Origin of the sequence: Bacillus sp. EE-W1 (assembly GCF_009760835.1) — a bacterium.
GTDB lineage: Bacteria > Bacillota > Bacilli > Bacillales > Bacillaceae_G > Bacillus_A > Bacillus_A wiedmannii.
This window is the reverse complement of the sequence record NZ_WIPE01000061.1, coordinates 20,436-39,730: the sequence shown is the minus strand read 5'-3', so window position 1 is coordinate 39,730 and position 19,295 is coordinate 20,436. Positions and strand designations below refer to the sequence as shown.

The window sequence follows — 19,295 nt, the reverse complement described above, 5'->3', positions numbered from 1 at the left end:
GGAAAACTGCCTGGACTGCTTGCAAAATAATCGGAATAACTGAAGTAGCGATAATTGTCAGAATTTCTCCAAACCCTTGTATCAACATTCCAGCTATACTAAATGCAGCTTGAACAACTTGTAGAATAATTGGGAATCCAGTTTGAAATGCTTCGATAAATACCGGTAAAACCGTAGTTGCAAACTCAGAAAACATTTGAGATAAAAATTGGATACCCTCACTTATCATCGGCATAATTTGGATAGTTGTATCTGCGAACATACGAATAAGATCAGTTACCATCGGCATAACCTGTTGCATAATTTGACCAAATCCAGTGAACATTTCAGTCGCAATTGGTACCGCGGCTTTTACAACCTCACCAAATAGACTTGCAATAGTTGAACCAAGTTCACCGAACGCCGCGCCTAACTCAGCAAGCGCTGGGCCTAATGTAGCAAAGCTTTCCGCAATAACTTGACCTGTCTTTTGAAACTCTGGCGCTAATGGTGCAAATGCATCAATAAAGCCTTGTGCTAACGAAGTAATAATCGGCATGATTACAGAAGCGACCGTACTGAAGACACCTTTTATCGACTCCCATGCTGACATAAGTGCTGCTTTCGCTTGTTCATTCGTATTCACAAGTTTAAATATCGTAGCACCTAACGAAGCAACAATAGCGATGACCCAACCGACTGGGCCAGACACACCTAAAAACGTTAATCCCAGACGAACGATTAAAGGTGTTAATGTAGCGATTGTATTACCGATTGTTGAAAATGACGATTTTATAAAATCTACGACCGGAGAAATGACGGAACTAATGCCTGAAAACTTAGCGCTTATCCCTTCGATTGCTGAACCGAAAGCACCGCCGATCATTTGTCCAAGTCCACTAAACTTCGCTTTTACAGACTCAAAAAAAGCACCTATCGCACTACCCATCGCTGAAAATTTAGCGGGGATTGTCGCAAGATACGCACCAAATGATTCTAGAACTGATTTCATTGCTTGTACAGCTGAAACAGTAACATTTTTAATGGCTTCCCAAGCACTATTCATTGCGTTACGGACCGTCTCGTTATGTTTGTATAGTTGAATTAGCGCTACGCCTAATAGAGCTATTATTCCAATTGCTATACCTACAGGACCTAAAAGCGCTGCGATAACAGTACCTAAAATTGTTACCCCTTCTACTAGCACACCAATAATTGAACCTAACTTACCTATAACTAAAAATAATTTACCGAATACAAATAAGGTGCTGCCTATACCGCTGATTAAAAATCCGAATGCAGCCATAAAAACAGTAAACGCCGCTCCTGCTGTAATTACCGTCGCAATTGTAGTTTTCATTGTTGAAGACAGCCCATTAAACCAATCGGCTGCTTTTTTTATAGCGTCCGCCACTACCAAAATTGCTGGCGCTAAAGCATCCGTAAAGGCACGGGCCGCTACGTCAACTGATGATTGCATTTTAACGATTGCTCCTGCCCAACCTTCGAGCATCGAGTCTGCTGCCCTTTTTTGAAGCACCATCCGATTTAATGAGTGACTGCGTTAGTTTATCGATTTTCTCTGGGCCCGCTGACACAAGTGCCATCATACCAGAAACAGCTTCCGTGCCGAAGATAGTAGCTAGTGCTGCACCTTTCTGAGCACTTGTCATTCCTTCCATACCTCTTTGTAATTCGCCGATGATTTGAGAAAGTGACTTCATGTTACCGCTGCTATCGGTCGTAGTAACGCCTAATTCTTTCAACATATTCGCCGCTGCTTTCGGCGGTTTTACTAAACGAAGCATTGCCGATCTTAACGCTGTACCAGCCGTTTCACCTTTGATACCTGCGTTAGACATGATACCAACTGACGCTGCAAGTTCTTCCATCGAAATACCTAATTGAGCTGCCGGGCCAGCCGCATATTTAAATGCGTATTGCATATCGTACACGCCTGCGGCTGTTGCATTTGCCGCTTGAGCTAGTACGTCGGCAACATGTCCGCTATCTTTCGCTTCCATACTAAACGCATTTAATGCGGAAGTTATCGTATCGGCTACCATTCCAAGATCCTCACCGGAAGCTGCTGCCGCTGATAGAACTCCTGGTAATGCTGCGGTTGATTGAGCTGCGTCAAATCCTTTCGCTCCTAATTCAGCATAGGCTGCGGCTACTTGACCAGTTGAATATACGGAGCTAGTCGCCATTTCCAAGATATCTTTCTTAACTTGTCCATAAGCACCGCCAGTGAGTACCGCTGCTTTCCTAGTTTGTTGTTCGAATTCCATCGAGTTCTTAATCATACTTCCGAAAGCTTTACCTGAAGCATAAGCGAGTGGCGCAAACGCCGTCGTCATACTTTGACCAACCGATTGTACCCTACGTCCCATTTCCTGCGCTTGATTCCCTACATTTTGAAACGTTCGTTGCCAACCCGACATATCAGGAGGCGCCGGTGCTGGCGGTGTAGGAATTCGAGGTGGTGGCGGTATATTAGGCGCCGGTATGTTTATTGGCTGACTAACCGCTTGGTGAAAGTTTCTCCATAATTGAGTCGCTTGTGTCAAGCTACTTCGTAACGATGATATGTCCGCTAATAGTTGTACCTCTACTCTATTTTGACTAATGATTATTCACCGCCTTTTCCGTTCTGACTTCGTAATGCTCGTTCGATGTCGTCGAATAAAGCTTCGTTTGCATGAATTTTTTCCGTTAAGCGTTCACGCTCTTTTTCTTTTGCCTCCATCGCCCGAGCATTTTCTGGACGTTTAAAGATGTCGTCTAGACTTTTTACCTTCTCGCTCTGGGCATTTCGGTAAAATAACGCTTGAACACTAGCAATCTCGTAAGTATCTAGTAGACGCTCACGGTATCCGGTAAGCATAATGTGATACTCTTTGATGCTTATCTGTTTTGACTCAAGCGTTGACATACCAAAATATCGAAAACAATCTGCCTGCAAATCATCAACGTTTATTCGTACAGACTCTCGAACGCTTTCTTCTGATCCTCGCCCATGCTCGCTAGTAATTTGTTCACTGTCTTCTGGAAGAAAAAACTATTAAGAACAACCGCTTTATTGAACTTTAAGATGTCGTCGAAAGATAACTCTTCGGACAATAATTGGCGTTTAATTTCTGTCTCAATATCTTTTCGTGTAATACCTTCACCTGTATGGATTAACCCGTAATAAATTACGTCAACAAAATCTTCAAGACCACCTTGCATCGCTTTTTGTACAAATTCGAACGGACCGCCGTTGCTATCAATTAATTTGATTGCTTCAAAACCGTATTTAAGCTCGTGCTCTTTCCCTTTTACTTCGAAACGTGTATATGATTTAGTCATTTATAAAAACCTCCGTTAATTAGTTATATTTATTTGCAAAAGTAAAAGGCGAAGTTTCCCTCGCCTACTAATCAATTCTCTATGGTTGAACGATTGATCCGTCAGGCGCTCCAGGTGGGATTGTAGTAACTTTGCCTACAGATAAACCACCATTTAATTTCGCTTCAATAGAGTATTTCGAGAATTCCTCATTTTCATGTGAAAGCTCAACGCTGCTCAACATAAACGTTCCGCTTTTTGATTTATATTCGCCTGCTGTTTTACTTCGCAATGAAACTTCGTGGATCTTAACGAGTTTCTTGTTTGTAATTGCTTCCTCGATGTAATCAAGAGCCTCGTCACCATCTGTACTCACACCCTCGATAGATACCGATTGTGTTACATCTCCATAATCACTACCGGACTTATCCTTTGTTTTTAGTTCGATTTCACCTGCCTCGATAGAACGTGATCCTGACGTTTGGTTAAATAATCGAACTGTTTTAGAAGGTCCTTCTGCTTGCGGAATATCAATTAAATATAACGTTTCTTTCCCTTTAAACTCAGGTGATGCTGCTTGTGTCGTTACTGTTGTTTCAGCCATCCGTATTCCTCCTCGATTTAAATCGTAATTGTGATAAAGCTGAGGTGTTTCGCCGTTACTTGAGTAACATCTGCTTGTGGAATCGGCTCACACGACGAAACTTCCGCATATAAAAAACCGACTAGTGTAGGTACCTTCGAACTTGTGTCATACAAGTCGATAGGTCGCCTTTCTAGTCGGTCGATGATTCTATCTTGCAATTCATTTCGGTTAGATACTGTATCGGAATAAACTCCGATTTGTATTAAATGATTTCGTGCGTAATTGTCTTTCGAATACCTGTCGATTGTTCCCGTTAAAGATTCAATCGTTAGAAACGGCTTTGCTTTTCCAGTTAAAGAAACACCGTCATATACCCAAGTAGTAGGTGCAAACTCTTCTAATGATTTCTTCAGCGAATACATTACGTCATTTATTGTATACATCGTTATAAACCTCTGGCTGTTCGTTGCACCGTTTTTTCCAAGTCAGAAACTAACGGTTGCTCACCTTCGAACATTGTCTTACGCATGAATCCTTTTTTCGTTTTATGAGTGTATTCTTGTACCGCTGCGTATTCGACATCTGATCCGTAAGACCACCCTGTTCTATCACCATTGAAATCTTTCACGCTTGGCGGAATACTCCCTGCTAAATTACCTGATTCAACAGGCGCTCTGTTAGAGGCTGTATTCGCTTGTAATCTCGCATGTTTCTCTACTGTATTCGCAACCGGTGTTTTATAGCGATCGGGATTATTCATACGGTAAATATCTTCGATTCCTTTAATTCTCGCACTGACTTTCATTAAATCACCCTCTTTACGACTACTTCTCGACGGTTGATTCCACCTAACCCTCGTTCATCAATAAGCATGATTACGTATCTGATGCCGTTTCTTTCGAGGCATTCGACGTTATTTAAATCGATATCAAGGCGAAAAGTAACGAGTGCTTCCCCTTCTTTTACGTCAGTACCTGCGAATTTCACGTTATCTTCAAGCGTGAATTTCTTCCAAACGACTTGGGCCGTTTCTTTCGTAGACTCACCGCCAATTACTTCCCCAGTGATCGGGTCTTCTTCCGAAATTCCTTTTCGCCATAGAGTAATAGGTTCACGGCGATTCTGTTCGATTAATTCACGGTTAGCTCGAATTTGTTCGATGTCTTTTTCGGTCAACACTCGTTATTCCTCCTCACCGATAATGTAATTTAAACGAGACGAACATTGTGGATGCGGGTTGATTAATTGAGCCATTAGACTTTCCGAAATCTTTTTCGGATATCTACCAGGCCCTAATCCGTAAGCATCTCGTCTAGCTAACTTGTAACACATGTGCTTCGAGTGGTAGCGGTGGCGATGTCCGTTATCGATTAGCTTGTAACCTGTAACAATATCACTTTCGTTACCGTTATAGATTGTGGCCGCTCGGTGTGTATCGTTGCTCTCTGTAATTGCTACACGTTCGATTTTCCATTTCTCATTATCGTGTACTTCTCGTATTTTCTGAGAGATTGAACTAATACTTTCACCTTTGAGTACAGCCGGTCGTATTACCTTCGTTAATTCTGCTCGCATATCACCTGCTAGATTCCACACTCGATCAGATAGTATTAAACCGTCAGCGCCTCTTCGCTTTAGCATGTATCTCACAACTTGTTGATTTACGGAATCTAAATTCGTTACGCCAAGGTTAGTTTCTGCAAGTTTAGAAGTTGTCCACTTCGCTGTATCGTCTATCGTTTTTTCGAATGACACTCCTGCTTTCTTGCGAAACTCCTTTTCGTAATAATCTAAATCTCGTAATAATGCATTTAATCTACCTCGTTTAATTACACCGTCTTTTTGATAGTCGTTAATTAAATCCAATAAAAAAAGACGGATCAGCATAATCGCCGCAACCGTCTCTTCTACTTGTTTTTCGTTTTCTTTTTCGTATTGCTTCGATATTTTATCGAGCGCTTCATCAAATTCGTTTTGTAAATCGCTCATGAGCGATCGACTCGTTTTGCAATTCGAAAGCTAGAACCTGTACCGTCGTATTCCGCTCGTTTGCTACGCCATAACTCATAATAGTGTTGCGCCAAGTCACGGTAATTTTTCGATACACTAGATTTATCTACGCTTTCTTCACCGTCCGTATATTTGAACGATGATGCCTCAGTTGTTGCTTTCGCCATTAAATCTACATAGCGATAATAAAACGTTACTAACTGTGCTTGTTTCTGGTTAAGAACGGTTAGCGACGAAAAGCCATTCGCGATTAATGCTTCTTCGAATAACGAATCGTCGGCTTGCAACCGTTGTTTCAATTCTTCTACGCTAATAAAACCTTCCGTCGCCATAGCCGTCACTCCTTAGGTTTTGTACTACGCTTGCGTGTAGCGGGCTTTTTCGGTGCTGACTCACCTTTTTCACCCGTAACTGCTTGCGTTTCAATAATTTCGACGTAACCAATCGACACTAAATATAGCGCCGATTTTTCGTCGATTTCGATTTGTGAGCCAATACCGTGTCCATCCACGATACCGCCCACCACCTTTACGTTAGTCATTACGCTTTAGGAGTGAAAACGTCAGCATGGAAGATTAACGATGGTTTCTCGATAGTTGGGAACCCTGATGCTACAGAACGTAAGATAGATTCGATAGGTTCCTGTTTATCGTATGCATCAAGTACAATACCTGGTTTAAAGTCATTCTCTACCGTTGGACCATATAAGAATTCTCCGATACCGTTTGAAAGGAAAATTACACGGTTAACTGGCATGAACTCAATTACTTCGTCTTGTCCATTATATACGTTACGTACAGTAGCTTTACGGTCTTTCACGATTTGTACTGGAGGCAATCCATGATCTCCTAATACCGTATTTACTTCTGCTTGACTTGCACGTACGCCGTCTTTACGTCCAGCTTCTGCAAGAATACCTTTATTTTTCGTTAGTTTACCGAATACTTCACGGCTCATTAACATTACGTCTGGAGATATTCCGTTGGCTTGCTCGTATGTTTCTACCCAAGTAAATAAGTCAGCTAATACGTCGTGATCAGGCTTGTCCCAATCGTCAGTTGAGGTTAATGCGACTTTGTGCTCTGCTGGAATACCGAAGTCCACTTCGATTTTCGCTCCGTTTTTACTGTATTTTAATTTACCTTGCGCTAATGCTTCCGCCTTCATTACCGTTGCACGTCGCTTAATTGCGTCAACTAAATCGGAACCCTTTACTAGTAATTTATCAATAACTGCTTGTTTTTCACTGTCGCTTCGTGCTTGGTTAATAGCTAATAGTTCTTCTTCAGTTGCGATATATTTTAAACCTAGCTTCGCAATCTCACCGCTCATAGAAGCGACTTTTTCACGATCCATAATTGGTGGTTCAGCTCCAAACCCGATCATCGCACCAATATGTTTCGTTTCTTTCACGATATCGTAAGCGAATTTAGTGGAGTACGTTTCACCATCCGGTAAGTACGTATCGAATACTGTTGGTTCCATCTCTTTTACCTGCTCGTCAACAAACCCTCGTAATGCGGGCTTCATAAATTCATCTAAATGTGGTAATACCTGCCATAATTTAATTCCTCCTATATTTTCCGTTATTTTTTGCAATAATAAAAAAAGACGCCTCCATTTATAGAAAGCATCTAATCTAAATCTCTTTTACATATCGAATTGTTGCTTTTGTCTCTTTCTTAAACGTCGCTGTTACATTCGCCGGCAACTTCGCATCATACACAGAACCTCGAACGATTACTTCGCCTACTACTACATCATTTTCACCATCTACATTCACATCGGTATTTAATAGTGAAAATTCATCGTAGCCTGTAGGTAAAGCACCTTCAGCGTCATCTGCGTATAATTCAAATTTACCTGTTGTAAGGTTGCGCATAATTGCCGTGCCTACATCTAAGTATTTCTTACCGATTTTCTTAGCGTCCAATGTCGCTGCACCTTCGATAAATTGTAAGTGTTCTGAAGCTAAAATGTTTTTACCGCCTACAAACGGTTTTCTTACCGTTTTTAAAGAATATGCTGGCATAAATATACCTCCTAATTTTTATGTGTAAACCGCATTAATTGCGGATTTTACCTTTTTCTTTTAATCGTTGAAAAGCGGACTTTCCTTTCTCGGCTGGGTCTGTTGGAGAAGGTGTCTGACGTTGATTGGTTACCAGGGTTAGGATCAGCGCCGTTTCCTTTTGGTAAAAGCGTTACTTTGACCGTTTCTAACGATTGATTTAATTGCTCATCTGTCTCACCATTTAACAAACCTTTAAGTAAAACGACTTGTTCTGCCGAATACCCAGATCCGACAAGTAACGCCTCTTTTTTAGCATCTAATGCTTTCACTTTCTCATCTGCTAATTGCTTTTCTAGAGTTTCGTATAACTCTTTATACTTTTCTTGCTCCTCTAGTTTCTTACGCTCCGCCTCTTGACGTTCTTTTTCTGCTTTTTCATCAGCTTCACGTTGAGCTTTCGCTAAAGCCTCAGCAACCAAACGTTGAACATCTTCGTCAGTATGTGTTGGCGTAGGCGGAGTTGGTGGTTCAGGTGGGTTTGGTGGATCGCTAGGATTAGGGTCTGAAAAGTGTTGTAAATTCCCTAAGTGTAATCTAAATGATGGTTTCTTTCGTTCTACTAACTTCATCTATTCACTACCTCCGTATGGATCAGTTTTTTGTATTCGTCGTTGCTGTTCGTTTGAAATCTCTTGTTTCTTGGCGGTGATGTTTTCTACGCCTAAACGATTCATCGCTCCGGCAATAGATTCGAACCCTGCGGACGTTTCTTCCGTTAACAGTTCGACTAGTTCTTTGCGATTATCTGGTAAAGGAAGTACAAATCGAATTTCGTTGTCGTAATTGTCACCGATAGCCTTCACGACTTCGCGGTCGTATCCAAATTTAGGACGGTCGACCCTCGCCTGTAAATAACGCACTGTCTTTTCGTGTAATTCTTCTAAACGTGGGCCCCACGATAACCAATGTTCTTCAGTTTCTTGGATAATATCGTGAAACAGTACGTGTAATGTTTCACTATTCAATCCACCGAAGTTCATTTCAGATGGCACGATTTGCGGTAACGATGTGATTTCGTGTAATGCACCTTTTACTCTTGCGTATTGATCCTTAAATGCTTCTTTCCAACGGAAGCCGCCTTCGACTTTCTTGATATCCGGCGTTACTCCGTCCATTCCACCTTTTGCTTCGATGACAGCACCTGGGGCAATCTGTAATTTATTCGCTGTTCCATCCGGTACGTTTAATAAAGCTGTCATCGAAAACATTTCGAATTTAAGTGAGTCAAGTGCGTCTTCATTCATTCGGTTTAATACATCCGTTTGTTCTTTCATATCGTCAACTTCCGTATTATCTGCTTCGGATGCACTCAAATCATTAACAGGAAATAGTACCACCGGAAGGAAGTCGATACCCATTGCCATTTTAGGCTGAATTTCCTTGATAACTTTCAGCGTTTTATCATAATACGCTTCTTCTAGGTAGCATTGCCCTTCTTCGAGACTAAACGTTTGTTTGTAGATAACTTCCTCGTTATTTAGCCGTTTAAAGTTAACGAAGTGTACCGCCTCTAATTCATCGTAATCATCATCCGAATAAATTGGGATAACCTCGATGTCCGGACGAAAGACCCATTTGATTTTACCGCTAGTTGGATTAAAAACGATTTTACAAGCTACCCTACCGACAATTAAGCGATCACGTGCCGCTTGGATCAACTTTTCACGCATCTTATTTTCTTTCCAAAGCTTGTACAATAACTTCTCGTAGTCATTCGCTCGTTGATTCTCAACCGTTTGTGCTTCGGATGGTTTATAATCCATACGTAACATTTCTTCGATTGAATCTATTTGCGTCGGTGATACGGAAATACCATGTTTACCCGCCATTTGCCAACGTGCTTTCTCGTTAATTAGAACCTTAAAGTAATTCGTGGCGTAACGAGTAGGGTCGTAATCCAATCCGTCAGGTCTAGGCAAGTCTCTAGCTTTTACGAGTTGTCCTGTATTCGGATCGATGTGCTGTTTTCCGTCATAATACTCATAGTAACGAATCTGTCGATTGATACGTTGCCACGTTTCTTTTCCAATAGCTTGTTGCCACGGTGAAAATAACAACTCGTCCATATTATGCGGATTAAGTATGTTGTAATCTGCCATAGGTTGATTCATCAGTTACCTCCTCTCTATTTTATTAACGCATTCGTTTTGCTAACGTTCTTACTACTGCCGTACTGTTACCGGCTGCCGAAACGGCCATTTCTAAACTGTCCGGTAAGTCGTCATGCATGTTCGTTCCATAATACTGAAACTGTTCGAGTAATAACGAATGTCTTCTATCGAATTGGATTTCTCCATTTTCTATTCGTGGTAATAGCGCTTCTAGACGTAATTCCTTGCGTGATCTTTGTTTAATTTTCACTAAACGAGTATTTGCGGGATACCCTAACGATATTAACCGCTTCTGTAACATGTCAGCGAAGAATTCCTGTGCCGCTTGTGCTTCGACAGCTATTACATCCGGTCGAAAGTGCAGGACCTTATCGACGATTACTTTCATGAACTTATCGGGATGCAATCGTTCACCATATGAATCGATAACATAGATTGTATCCGTTTCTTTGTGTTTAGCTACGATTGAAATTGCGGAATAGTCACCGCGTTCTTTCCCCATCGCCAAGTCAACTCCGATGGAAACGAAATACTCACCACTAAGGAAGTTACGGTTTATTTGTTTATCATTCCAGTAATTGAAATTATCGGGATTGAATACCATTACTTCCTCATCGATAGGATTATTCTGTAGCTCAGTATTAAACGCTTTGCTTCCGTTATCCCATTTGAATTTCATCAGCTTGAATACCGGCTGTACTTCTTCCCAAAGTACCTCGGCGCCTTCTACCATTTCGTCATGATGTGCCGTAAAGAACAGTTCAGCGTCTCTTGCTCTCGCTTTATTCTCTCGATCTTTATAAATACGTTCACATTCCGCCCATAAATCTTGTCTAGTAGGTGGTGTGATTAACGCCCTATATTTACGGGACTCAAAGTCGGAACGCCGTTCCATGATATCGATTAGTAAGGACTGAGGGTGGACTGTCGTACCCATGAATACGATCGCCGTCCGTTTCCCTTCCGGATCACCTAATGGAATTACTACTTGAGCGAACCAATCTTTTAGTTCCTGACGTAGTTGAGCCGTATTAGTATTACGCTTATCTTCCAGGTCATCACATACGATTAAATCCGGGCGCTTACCGTTCCAGTTTCGCCCACGCAATGCTTGTCCAGTAGAAGCCGCTTGAATTAACGTTAGTAGTTTCTTGTCGTCTTTCCCTTTCGGTTCCCATGCGATAAACTCGGATGTATTGTCGCGAGGATTCATTTGTTGCTTCGTATGTAACAACGGTCCAAAGTCGCGTCGTAGCTTATCGTTGGATTGTAACTGAAGCTTAATCCACTCTAAGTTAGCGCTAGATACCGAAGGAGTTTCCGAGATTAAGATGATGTAGAACCGTTTTCGATAGCAAATCTCATGAATCGGAAAGGCCTTCGATAAATAAGACGACTTAGCATGCGAACGAGGTGCGGCGACTGCTACTCGCTTATTTATTTCGTCATTAGATACTACGTTCATGATGTCGCAAATCTCTTCGTGGAAATTCGGTGCATATTCTGTAATGTTATCTAAGTTAAAGTCTTGCGGGACTTGAAATTCTGGTATCCAGTTACCGGTGTTTTCTTTATTCCGATTCTCTCCGAAATAGTTATAAGCGAAGAAAAGTAAATCCGTTTCTCCACGATTAATATCCTGAAGACGGTTAAATTCGTTTATATACGTTTTAAGCTCGAACTTTTCATCGTCAGTAAGTTTTTGTCTATTACGTACTCTAGGTACGATATACTTCCGTAATTGATTGACTTTTTCTATTCGTTCTTTCCTATCGAACCATTCTTCGTTGATCCAAGCGATGTTAACCGCCTCCTTTCGAAATTAATAATTGACTATGGAAATTTTAACCGTTATACTGAAAGTAACAAAACGAGATTACGTTACATTTAAAAACAGGAGGTAATACATATGTCTGGTGTAGTCCAACCTATCCGTTCTAAACGAGATATCGATAAAATGAAAAAGGCGCTAGCTGGAAAGCCACGCGACTTATTACTTTTCATATTCGGGATAAATTCCGCATTACGTATTTCGGATATACTTAAATTAAAAGTCGGAGATGTACGTGGTAAGGAGTCCGTATCACTGAAAGAGACAAAGACTCGAAAATCCAAACGTTTCCATCTAAACAGTTCCATAAAAAAAGCCGTCGCGGAATTGGTTCCGACAAATGGCTGACGATAACGATTGGCTGTTCCCTTCTCGAAAAGGCGACAAGGCAATCTCTCGCGTTCAAGCATATCGAATTTTAAATACTGCGGCTGATCGTGCCGGAATCAATATCGAAATGGGCACGCACACGCTTCGTAAGACATTTGCATTTCACGCGTACAAGAACGGAACTGATTTAGCGTTACTGCAAACGATATTAAACCACTCAAGCCAACGAGAAACGCTCGTATATCTCTGTATCGAACAAAAACAAATTGACGATGTTTATATCGAAATAAACTTGTAAGGACTGCGTCTTGACGACGTGGTCTTTTTCGTTTTACACTTGCGTAAAGCCAAACGTTATTTTTGATACGCGGATTTCTTTCACACCTGGCGACCGCATGTGCAAAAAGACGCCCCCGCCCCTTATTCAATTTCGCATATTCTATACATTTTTACGAATATCCAATGTAACAGAATCATCTTTTGTTACATTCGTTAGTGATTCAAAACGTTATTGTAGCAACGTTTATCGAATTTTTTATGTTCGTTTAGTAGATAGTTATTTTATGCATGCGTAGTATCAACGTTTGTAGCGTTCAACACATCGATATACATTGCATAAGAACGTGCATAAACGTATGGACAAACGCTGAAAAGTTTCAGGGCTATCTCCATCTAAAGCGAGCGACTGACCTACGGTAAACCTTCGTAAAGAACCACCACATAATACCCTGACGAGTTTCTTCCTATTATATAGTCGTTATATAATCGATTACTTTACATCGGTATCTACTGGCTCATCTATCCGTTCCGCAAACGATGCGATCTCTTCGTCCAATTCCTCGTAGTTAATCTCGCCTGTCTTAGCCTTTGTTTCTACCTCTACCTTATCGGTAAGCATACCGTTAATCTGTAACGCTAACTTCGCCATGGCCGCATTACCATCTCGTATAGCAATCTCGGATAATGATGCGATTAGATTAGGTAACTGGTCTTGGCTATTACGTACCATTTCCTTCTTTAACTCTCGTTCGAATAACGTATCCTTACGCCAGTTATGAATCGACTGTCTAGATACACCGCATAGTGCAGCGATCTCATCGTTAGTCTTACCGCCTTTATTAGGTAATGCTAACCATTTAATAGCGGTTAAGTGTTCCGTGTTTAATCGCTTTAACGCCATATATTACGTCCTCCTTTTTCGTTTGTATACCGTTCTATAAAAAGATAGAATACATAAGACCTTGCATCCGCCTTTTTCGCTTCGCTCCAAAGTCGTCTACTACTATTCTTTAATTACTTCACCGATAAAGTATTTATTACCGATAATATAATTAATTACTATGGTAGCGAATCGTTGAGGTTATAGCCGGAACCGAAGTCGCAAGGTTTTATCTTTGTTTATACGTTATTTAAGATAACAAGATAAAGAATAGTTTTCTGTCAAAAACCGCCTCTAACCGTTGTGGCTCTAAGGGTTAAGGCGATTTCAATAGGTTCAGTTTAGACCGCATATTCGCCCGAATAGGTTCAGTTTAGACCGCATGTTAATCTCTCTTCGCATGCTGTTCAAACATCTTACGAACTGATTTCGTCCAGTCTGTCTCGTACTTCTGACGAAACATAACATCGGGATGTACTAAATAACGTACTGTACGACCGCTCTTAGTCGATAAGATAGCACCTTTTCTCTGTAGTTTATTAACGGAATCCGTCACCGTATCCACATCGAGGTTTACTCTTTCCGCTAACTCTTCACGTGTTAGATGCTTGATTACTCGTGGGTCTTCCTCGTCCGGATTATCACATAGATAATACTCGGTAAAATGAAAGAACGGAAGTATCTTATAAAGCAATCCGACTTCATGTAAATCGAGATCAGCTACGATATCTTGCGTTTTCACACGATATAGTTTCGTAAATTTCTCGCCATCTCTAACGTGACCCATCGTATGGAAGTTCGCGCTAATATGAAATACATTACTACGACCTTCTTTTAAGATACTAATAACGCCTAATTCTTTTAAGCGGTCTAATATCTTGATCGTGGTTACTTTTCCACGTTTAAAGATACGTTGGATATCGGCTTGTTTTAACGGATTACCGTCCTTAATTAATTTGCCATCACTCTTAAAACGCAAAAAAGGCAAGAGCTTTATAATCGCTCCTGCCTCTGTTAATGTTAATCCCGTAGTGAGTTCTCGTATAGGATCGTTATAGCTTGCTACCCAATCCCTATCTTTCGTTAATGCACGATATCTCTCCGCCTCAATGACTTGTTTATACCCTTCGGCTTGCTTACGGTTAACTAAACTATATTCTTGTGTACGGTCTTCACCGGTAGTTACATCGATAATTCTTAAAGTAGTCATTAATTATTCACCGCTTTCTGCGCTTCTTCCAATTCTCGAAGTGCTTTCGTTGCGGCTTTCGCTTCTCTTTGAATCGCTTTTAAACCTTTAATTGCTTCTGAAGCGTCTAATTCTACATTAATTTGTAAACTGTTTCGTGCGTTTAATTCGCGTGATTTATTATCCGCCATTTAATCGACTCCTTTTAGTTATAAATACGAAGGGTGGGCGGTAGTAACTGCTTGCCCGTCTCATTCGTTTCCCTTGATACTCTTTACATTACGTATAGCCACAAAATGCCTATAAATACAAGTAAAACGGAGAATTTTAGGTATTATTTTCCCGATTTTAACAACGAAAAAGACTACCAAAATGATAGTCTTAATCCAAGTCTATTTTTCTATATCTTTTAATTTACACTCTCGTATTTTTCGTACATTTCGGCGTCCGCGTCCGCTTTATCTTTAGCGATTAGGAGCATCATCGTCCACTCTCCGTCTTCACTGTTATTACCTGTTATCATTAAAGCATCTTCTTTATCGTACCTATCAGTTTTATCAACTTTCCATTCTTTATCTAAGTCAAAGAAGACTTGTAGCACATGAGAACATGTTATTGCAATATCCACCTCATCAGTTATAGTTAACTTAGTCCCGCCAATCATATTAATAACTTCATATTTTCTCTTCATAATACATCCCCTTCGACCGATAATGTTACTAGTTTTACCAATTATATACTACCATATATGTATATCCAAAACAAAAATAAACCGCCAATAAAGGCGGCCTTCTTTATCCTTATTAAATTATATTTCTCCCACTTTCACTATGCATGTAATTTCCGATACGTCCCATAATCGTGTTAAACATAAAATAATATTGTGCTTGCTCTTTCGTCAATAACTCACCGTGTCTTCCCTCGCTATGCAACATGCGTCCTCCATCATCGTCCATTACCCTCACGTTCTGCTCCCGTTCTAATAACGGAATCCAATCGATGTATTTACGCATTACTATTACGGGTTGTACCTTAGAAAACTCTCGATATATTCTCCGTCTCTCTTTATTTCTAATCCTTGCATCTCTATCAATGAGGCGATTCTCACGCCTAGAGCGAACTCTACGGATTGGCGCTTTGTGGTTACGTTTGTCTACACTATATTCCTCGTACATCTTGTCGGATGTCTCTTCGCTTCTCCTACGCAGCAGTTGTCGCTCACTTAAAAATGGATATTCATTGTTACGTACTTTCATCCGATCCTTATCGTGTAATTCTTCGTATAATAATAAATCTGCTAACCGCCCTAATTGAAACTCATCTGGCAGTTTCCCTACCGTTTCCGTATAAGCGTCTGTGAGCGATTTAATTTCTTCCGCACGGGTATCTCTATTACTAATCGCGTCAGAATCATTCTCTCGGCGTTTGATTAAACCGTCAACATAAGACATAAACTTCACTTTATAATCTCCGTCGGTATCGAACACGTACTCCACATTTTCCACTCGCCCTTCCATTAAGCAACCGCCTCTCTTACTACTGTTAATTTATACCCTTCGTCTTCCCACGCCCATTTTTCGAATACAGCCGCTATCTTTTGCGGTATCAACCTTGTATACAAAGCAACCATTTGTTGAGTTACGCCTACTAATCCCGCAACTTGCGTTTGTTTCATATCCTCGAAATATACTAACCGCAAGACTTGACGCTGCCTATCCGTCAAGTCCGCGTTTGAGATTGCCGTCTCTAAATCGATTAGTATATCGCAAGCTGCGTAATCGCCGTTAAATCTACGTTCTTGCATATACGGTAAATGCCGTAGTAGTAAGTCGATTGATTTCGGATTGTCCAATGCGTAGTTATGCTCAATGCGACGATGTGCCGCTTCATTATCGTATTTGCTTACGCCCATCATACCGCCTCGCTTTCATCTAAGTGACTAACCACGTTTAACTGCTCTGCCAAGGCGTTGCCTAACTTATAAGCAACTAGTGAAGGAATACCACTACAACGTTCATATTGTTTTGTTAACGGTATATCCTCTGAAAAAGAAAACCAATCTGGTACGGATTGTATTCGTAAACACTCTCGGACAGTAAATCGTCTTGGTGGAGGTACGTCATACTCGTCAATTTTACGGATATCGTAGTTAGGTGGTTCCGGGTGTAAGGGTAATTGCCTTGCACAAGATACAATTGTAAAACTAGGTTCGTCCCATTGCTTTTGACGGTTTCTTGAAGTATATCGAGATGAAAAACCGCCGTTATAATATTTATCGTGATTATCTACGATTTGCGCATTATTTTTACCGTTCATATTAGATGTAATAGTCCATGCAGGTTTATCGAAACTAACTTTTCTTAGGAAGCCTGTTTTCTCACCACCTGAGTTGAATGCACCGCCTAAGAATATCTTTTGATCGGGTTCAGGTAAATCTCCAATTACATCCCTTAAAACCTTACGCTCATTATCAGTAACTGGTTTAGGAAACTCGTAACTAAATCCTATGTCATTACGTATTCCTATAACAAAAACTCGCTCCCGTAATTGCGCAACTCCATAATCAAAGCAATTAATTACTTTCCAACTCACGTTGTACCCAGCTTCAGTAAAGTTAGCAATTAAACTATCAAAAAATTTACGGTGCTTTTTCGATATAATCCCTTTTACGTTTTCAACTATGAACGCTTTTGGTTGATTTTCTTTTACTATGCGAAAAAACTGATAACCTAAATCACCGCTTTTCTTGTCGTTAGTACCTTCCCCTTTTCCAGCAAAACTGAACGGAGTGCAAGGAAACCCACCGACATACACAGTGGTACCATCTTCAATAAACCAGCCAGCAATATCAGTAATCATCCGGTGAATCTCTTCATACATAGGTACTGACTTCCGAACGTGCTCATCGAAAATTGGTACAATACTATCGTTGAATTTCCAGTCTGACGACATAAGTATCCTCCTTCGTTAAAGTCCGAGTTCATTTGCGAATTCGCCCATATCAAATCCGACTAATTCCTTACCGCTAGGAAATACGGTTACAGGTGCGCTCATATATCCTTTGTCCGCCATCCAGGCCGCGTGCGATGGGTCTTCGTCGATATTACGTGTTTCATAGGTTACGTTCGCGGCGTTTAAGCTCCATAAAACTTGCTTGCACGTTGGACATGCGTTCTTTGTGTAAAATGATTACGTTAGTTTGATTCATCGTGATTCCTCCTCATTTTTCCTTACACGTCTATACACAAGTGAGATTCTCAATCTCCACACCATTTATAAAAAACTCTTACCGAACCGCCCTTATCCCAGCAAGAGCATCCGCCATATTCTCTCTACTACTTACTGTCTGCACTCCGATATCTTTCATAACCTCATCGAACTGACCGTACAACTGAATTAACTCACCGTTATTATTAATCTCATAATCTACCTCGAAAGTATCGATATGACTTTCCGTTTCATGTTCCAAATCAGCTTCGGTAAACACATCACCGGCTTCTTTCGCCCTACCAATACGTAAGTCATCCGATGCATTTACTCGGATAATCACAAAACCTTCGTCCTTAAGACGTTGATACTCATTCGGCTGTCTCACACCGTTTACTAGTACTTTCGATTTGTGGTTCACTTTATTTAACGCATCCTCGAAGCAATATTCGTGTACCTTCGCCATCGTTAACCTTACCCAAATGTCCGGATCAATCTCACGTAACCACTGACCGAACTTTTGATATAATGCACGAGGCTTAGGAAAGCGTGGAATATGCGGGAACAATCGATGAAATAAATCTTTCAGCTCCTCTGAAAAGTCAAACTCTTTGAATCCGAAAAGCATCCAGGCGTAATGAGATAACTCCGTCTTACCACTTCGGGCCTTGCCCGTAATAGCGATTTTCTTAGCGTTACATAACACCATTGCCACACCCTTTCGCAATTCTTTCGATAAATTCTTTTAGTGATTCCGCACTTGATACGTTAAAGTTTTCGATATTAATAGTAATAGACGGTGTAACATTACATCCTTCTACCGTTTCTTTTAACTCGTCTATCTTTTCGTCAAGAAACACGATATCTTCACGCACTAACTCTAACTGTTCGTCTAGGGCGTTTACACCGCCGATTGCTTTCGATGCGTCACTACGTGCAGACTCGGCCATTTGTGAGAACGTTAGGATATTTCGGTGGTTTTCGTTAACCCTTTCTTCTAGGCGTGTTAGTTTCGTTTTAATAGCGTCCAGTATGTCAGATAAATAAGGTGTTGGAGTTTCACCTTCGCATGGCTCGACGATTACGAATTCATCATCATGGATGAAACCTTCTTCATTACCTGTCGCAGAGCACGCGTCTACTTCTACCCCCATACCATTTACCCTATCTAATTCTAAAGTATCTCCCTCTTTATATTTATCGAAGGAAGCACGAGCATTAACAATTAACACTGTATCGCCAACCGCCGGCTCTTTCGATAACTCACGGTATCTCTTCCCATTAACCTCGTAGATGTTTCCGTCTTTACATTCGATTTTAGTTACGTCTGCCATATTAATGACCTCCTTAGTTAATTAGGTATAAAACGCTTAATAGTAACGATGGTGAGAAAAGTACTATAGTTGTAATGCGCACTGACAAATTGTATTTTTTATTCGTTGTTACCGCGACTATAAACATTAATGAAATTGCGATTACTATCCACGCC

General features: G+C 40.8%; 23 protein-coding genes and 3 pseudogenes. 1 reads left to right on the top strand and 25 read right to left on the bottom strand.

Translation table 11 applies throughout. From position 1 onward, the window contains the following. The 15 genes and pseudogenes from GFJ36_RS12850 to terL form a co-directional block, all read right to left on the bottom strand. A pseudogene (locus GFJ36_RS12850) lies at positions 1-2,549 on the bottom strand (phage tail tape measure protein); the annotation flags it as partial. 62 nt (positions 2,550-2,611) lie between these two features. Beyond that, positions 2,612-2,914, bottom strand: coding sequence for a hypothetical protein (locus GFJ36_RS12845; protein ID WP_157349639.1), 303 nt, complete (start codon positions 2,912-2,914; stop codon positions 2,612-2,614). Between the two features lie 41 nt (positions 2,915-2,955). After that, positions 2,956-3,330, bottom strand: coding sequence for a tail assembly chaperone (locus tag GFJ36_RS12840; protein ID WP_157349638.1), 375 nt, complete (start codon positions 3,328-3,330; stop codon positions 2,956-2,958). Between the two features lie 79 nt (positions 3,331-3,409). Next, positions 3,410-3,913, bottom strand: a complete 504-nt coding sequence (locus GFJ36_RS12835; RefSeq protein WP_157349637.1) for a phage major tail protein, TP901-1 family — start codon at positions 3,911-3,913, stop codon at positions 3,410-3,412. 17 nt (positions 3,914-3,930) lie between these two features. Continuing rightward, positions 3,931-4,338 carry a hypothetical protein gene (locus tag GFJ36_RS12830; RefSeq protein WP_157349636.1) on the bottom strand — a complete coding sequence of 136 codons (408 nt, stop codon included), beginning with the start codon at positions 4,336-4,338 and terminating at the stop codon, positions 3,931-3,933. Positions 4,339-4,340: 2 nt separating this feature from the next. Further along, entirely contained in the window at positions 4,341-4,700 is a 360-nt protein-coding gene (locus GFJ36_RS12825) for a hypothetical protein (RefSeq protein ID WP_157349635.1), read from the bottom strand. Then, positions 4,700-5,074 (bottom strand): hypothetical protein, encoded by a 375-nt coding sequence (locus tag GFJ36_RS12820; protein ID WP_157349634.1) that lies wholly within the window; start codon positions 5,072-5,074, stop codon positions 4,700-4,702. The genes GFJ36_RS12825 and GFJ36_RS12820 overlap by 1 nt, the downstream gene beginning before the upstream one ends. Before the next feature lie 3 nt (positions 5,075-5,077). Further along, positions 5,078-5,884 carry a hypothetical protein gene (locus tag GFJ36_RS12815; protein WP_157349633.1) on the bottom strand — a complete coding sequence of 269 codons (807 nt, stop codon included), beginning with the start codon at positions 5,882-5,884 and terminating at the stop codon, positions 5,078-5,080. Next, positions 5,881-6,237: a hypothetical protein gene (locus GFJ36_RS12810; RefSeq protein WP_157349632.1), complete on the bottom strand. Its 357-nt coding sequence runs from the start codon at positions 6,235-6,237 to the stop codon at positions 5,881-5,883. The genes GFJ36_RS12815 and GFJ36_RS12810 overlap by 4 nt, the downstream gene beginning before the upstream one ends. 5 nt (positions 6,238-6,242) lie before the next feature. Beyond that, positions 6,243-6,416 (bottom strand): hypothetical protein, encoded by a 174-nt coding sequence (locus GFJ36_RS12805; protein WP_242015989.1) that lies wholly within the window; start codon positions 6,414-6,416, stop codon positions 6,243-6,245. A 29-nt stretch (positions 6,417-6,445) separates the two neighbouring features. Continuing rightward, the gene (locus GFJ36_RS12800) at positions 6,446-7,504 is read right to left on the bottom strand and encodes a major capsid protein (RefSeq protein WP_242015988.1); all 1,059 of its coding nucleotides are present in this window, start codon (positions 7,502-7,504) and stop codon (positions 6,446-6,448) included. Between the two features lie 40 nt (positions 7,505-7,544). Further along, positions 7,545-7,937, bottom strand: a complete 393-nt coding sequence (locus GFJ36_RS12795) for a hypothetical protein (RefSeq protein ID WP_157349630.1) — start codon at positions 7,935-7,937, stop codon at positions 7,545-7,547. A 47-nt stretch (positions 7,938-7,984) separates the two neighbouring features. Continuing rightward, complete coding sequence (locus GFJ36_RS12790) at positions 7,985-8,548, bottom strand: hypothetical protein (RefSeq protein ID WP_242015987.1); 564 nt, start codon at positions 8,546-8,548, stop codon at positions 7,985-7,987. Next, complete coding sequence (locus tag GFJ36_RS12785) at positions 8,549-10,090, bottom strand: phage portal protein (RefSeq protein WP_157349629.1); 1,542 nt, start codon at positions 10,088-10,090, stop codon at positions 8,549-8,551. A 22-nt stretch (positions 10,091-10,112) separates the two neighbouring features. Next, complete coding sequence (gene terL, locus GFJ36_RS12780) at positions 10,113-11,555, bottom strand: phage terminase large subunit (RefSeq protein ID WP_157349628.1); 1,443 nt, start codon at positions 11,553-11,555, stop codon at positions 10,113-10,115. 444 nt (positions 11,556-11,999) lie between these two features. Here terL and GFJ36_RS12775 point away from each other — a divergent pair. Then, a pseudogene (locus GFJ36_RS12775) lies at positions 12,000-12,549 on the top strand (site-specific integrase). A gap of 471 nt (positions 12,550-13,020) precedes the next feature. Here GFJ36_RS12775 and GFJ36_RS12770 read toward each other — a convergent pair. The 10 genes and pseudogenes from GFJ36_RS12770 to GFJ36_RS12730 form a co-directional block, all read right to left on the bottom strand. Further along, positions 13,021-13,431 carry a phBC6A51 family helix-turn-helix protein gene (locus tag GFJ36_RS12770; protein WP_157349627.1) on the bottom strand — a complete coding sequence of 137 codons (411 nt, stop codon included), beginning with the start codon at positions 13,429-13,431 and terminating at the stop codon, positions 13,021-13,023. Between the two features lie 364 nt (positions 13,432-13,795). Next, a complete protein-coding gene (locus GFJ36_RS12765; protein ID WP_157349626.1) occupies positions 13,796-14,620 on the bottom strand; it encodes a winged helix-turn-helix domain-containing protein in 825 nt (274 codons plus the stop codon). Beyond that, a complete protein-coding gene (locus GFJ36_RS29130) occupies positions 14,620-14,790 on the bottom strand; it encodes a hypothetical protein (RefSeq protein WP_180233635.1) in 171 nt (56 codons plus the stop codon). Before GFJ36_RS29130 ends, GFJ36_RS12765 begins: the two co-directional genes overlap by 1 nt. A gap of 218 nt (positions 14,791-15,008) precedes the next feature. Further along, positions 15,009-15,290 carry a hypothetical protein gene (locus tag GFJ36_RS12760; RefSeq protein WP_157349625.1) on the bottom strand — a complete coding sequence of 94 codons (282 nt, stop codon included), beginning with the start codon at positions 15,288-15,290 and terminating at the stop codon, positions 15,009-15,011. Positions 15,291-15,402: 112 nt separating this feature from the next. Further along, entirely contained in the window at positions 15,403-16,116 is a 714-nt protein-coding gene (locus GFJ36_RS12755; RefSeq protein WP_157349624.1) for a hypothetical protein, read from the bottom strand. After that, the gene (locus GFJ36_RS12750) at positions 16,116-16,511 is read right to left on the bottom strand and encodes a sigma factor-like helix-turn-helix DNA-binding protein (protein WP_157349623.1); all 396 of its coding nucleotides are present in this window, start codon (positions 16,509-16,511) and stop codon (positions 16,116-16,118) included. The genes GFJ36_RS12755 and GFJ36_RS12750 overlap by 1 nt, the downstream gene beginning before the upstream one ends. Continuing rightward, positions 16,511-17,551 carry a DNA cytosine methyltransferase gene (locus tag GFJ36_RS12745; protein WP_194956669.1) on the bottom strand — a complete coding sequence of 347 codons (1,041 nt, stop codon included), beginning with the start codon at positions 17,549-17,551 and terminating at the stop codon, positions 16,511-16,513. The genes GFJ36_RS12750 and GFJ36_RS12745 overlap by 1 nt, the downstream gene beginning before the upstream one ends. A 15-nt stretch (positions 17,552-17,566) precedes the next feature. Beyond that, positions 17,567-17,807: pseudogene (locus tag GFJ36_RS12740) on the bottom strand (glutaredoxin family protein). 78 nt (positions 17,808-17,885) lie between these two features. Further along, on the bottom strand, positions 17,886-18,512 hold the full coding sequence (locus tag GFJ36_RS12735) for an AAA family ATPase (protein ID WP_157349641.1): 627 nt from the start codon (positions 18,510-18,512) through the stop codon (positions 17,886-17,888). Next, positions 18,502-19,140 carry a hypothetical protein gene (locus GFJ36_RS12730; protein WP_157349622.1) on the bottom strand — a complete coding sequence of 213 codons (639 nt, stop codon included), beginning with the start codon at positions 19,138-19,140 and terminating at the stop codon, positions 18,502-18,504. The genes GFJ36_RS12735 and GFJ36_RS12730 overlap by 11 nt, the downstream gene beginning before the upstream one ends. Positions 19,141-19,295 lie beyond the last annotated feature (155 nt).

What these genes read in the sequence shown, in the direction of transcription:
- GFJ36_RS12845 (WP_157349639.1), bottom strand. Translation starts at nt 2,914, where the DNA reads ATGTCAACGCTTGAGTCAAAACAGATAAGCATCAAAGAGTATCACATT.
- GFJ36_RS12840 (WP_157349638.1), bottom strand. Translation starts at nt 3,330, where the DNA reads ATGACTAAATCATATACACGTTTCGAAGTAAAAGGGAAAGAGCACGAG.
- GFJ36_RS12835 (WP_157349637.1), bottom strand. Translation starts at nt 3,913, where the DNA reads ATGGCTGAAACAACAGTAACGACACAAGCAGCATCACCTGAGTTTAAA.
- GFJ36_RS12830 (WP_157349636.1), bottom strand. Translation starts at nt 4,338, where the DNA reads ATGTATACAATAAATGACGTAATGTATTCGCTGAAGAAATCATTAGAA.
- GFJ36_RS12825 (WP_157349635.1), bottom strand. Translation starts at nt 4,700, where the DNA reads ATGAAAGTCAGTGCGAGAATTAAAGGAATCGAAGATATTTACCGTATG.
- GFJ36_RS12815 (WP_157349633.1), bottom strand. Translation starts at nt 5,884, where the DNA reads ATGAGCGATTTACAAAACGAATTTGATGAAGCGCTCGATAAAATATCG.
- GFJ36_RS12810 (WP_157349632.1), bottom strand. Translation starts at nt 6,237, where the DNA reads ATGGCGACGGAAGGTTTTATTAGCGTAGAAGAATTGAAACAACGGTTG.
- GFJ36_RS12795 (WP_157349630.1), bottom strand. Translation starts at nt 7,937, where the DNA reads ATGCCAGCATATTCTTTAAAAACGGTAAGAAAACCGTTTGTAGGCGGT.
- GFJ36_RS12790 (WP_242015987.1), bottom strand. Translation starts at nt 8,548, where the DNA reads ATGAAGTTAGTAGAACGAAAGAAACCATCATTTAGATTACACTTAGGG.
- GFJ36_RS12785 (WP_157349629.1), bottom strand. Translation starts at nt 10,090, where the DNA reads ATGAATCAACCTATGGCAGATTACAACATACTTAATCCGCATAATATG.
- terL (WP_157349628.1), bottom strand. Translation starts at nt 11,555, where the DNA reads ATGAACGTAGTATCTAATGACGAAATAAATAAGCGAGTAGCAGTCGCC.
- GFJ36_RS12770 (WP_157349627.1), bottom strand. Translation starts at nt 13,431, where the DNA reads ATGGCGTTAAAGCGATTAAACACGGAACACTTAACCGCTATTAAATGG.
- GFJ36_RS12765 (WP_157349626.1), bottom strand. Translation starts at nt 14,620, where the DNA reads ATGACTACTTTAAGAATTATCGATGTAACTACCGGTGAAGACCGTACA.
- GFJ36_RS29130 (WP_180233635.1), bottom strand. Translation starts at nt 14,790, where the DNA reads ATGGCGGATAATAAATCACGCGAATTAAACGCACGAAACAGTTTACAA.
- GFJ36_RS12760 (WP_157349625.1), bottom strand. Translation starts at nt 15,290, where the DNA reads ATGAAGAGAAAATATGAAGTTATTAATATGATTGGCGGGACTAAGTTA.
- GFJ36_RS12755 (WP_157349624.1), bottom strand. Translation starts at nt 16,116, where the DNA reads ATGGAAGGGCGAGTGGAAAATGTGGAGTACGTGTTCGATACCGACGGA.
- GFJ36_RS12750 (WP_157349623.1), bottom strand. Translation starts at nt 16,511, where the DNA reads ATGGGCGTAAGCAAATACGATAATGAAGCGGCACATCGTCGCATTGAG.
- GFJ36_RS12745 (WP_194956669.1), bottom strand. Translation starts at nt 17,551, where the DNA reads ATGTCGTCAGACTGGAAATTCAACGATAGTATTGTACCAATTTTCGAT.
- GFJ36_RS12730 (WP_157349622.1), bottom strand. Translation starts at nt 19,140, where the DNA reads ATGGCAGACGTAACTAAAATCGAATGTAAAGACGGAAACATCTACGAG.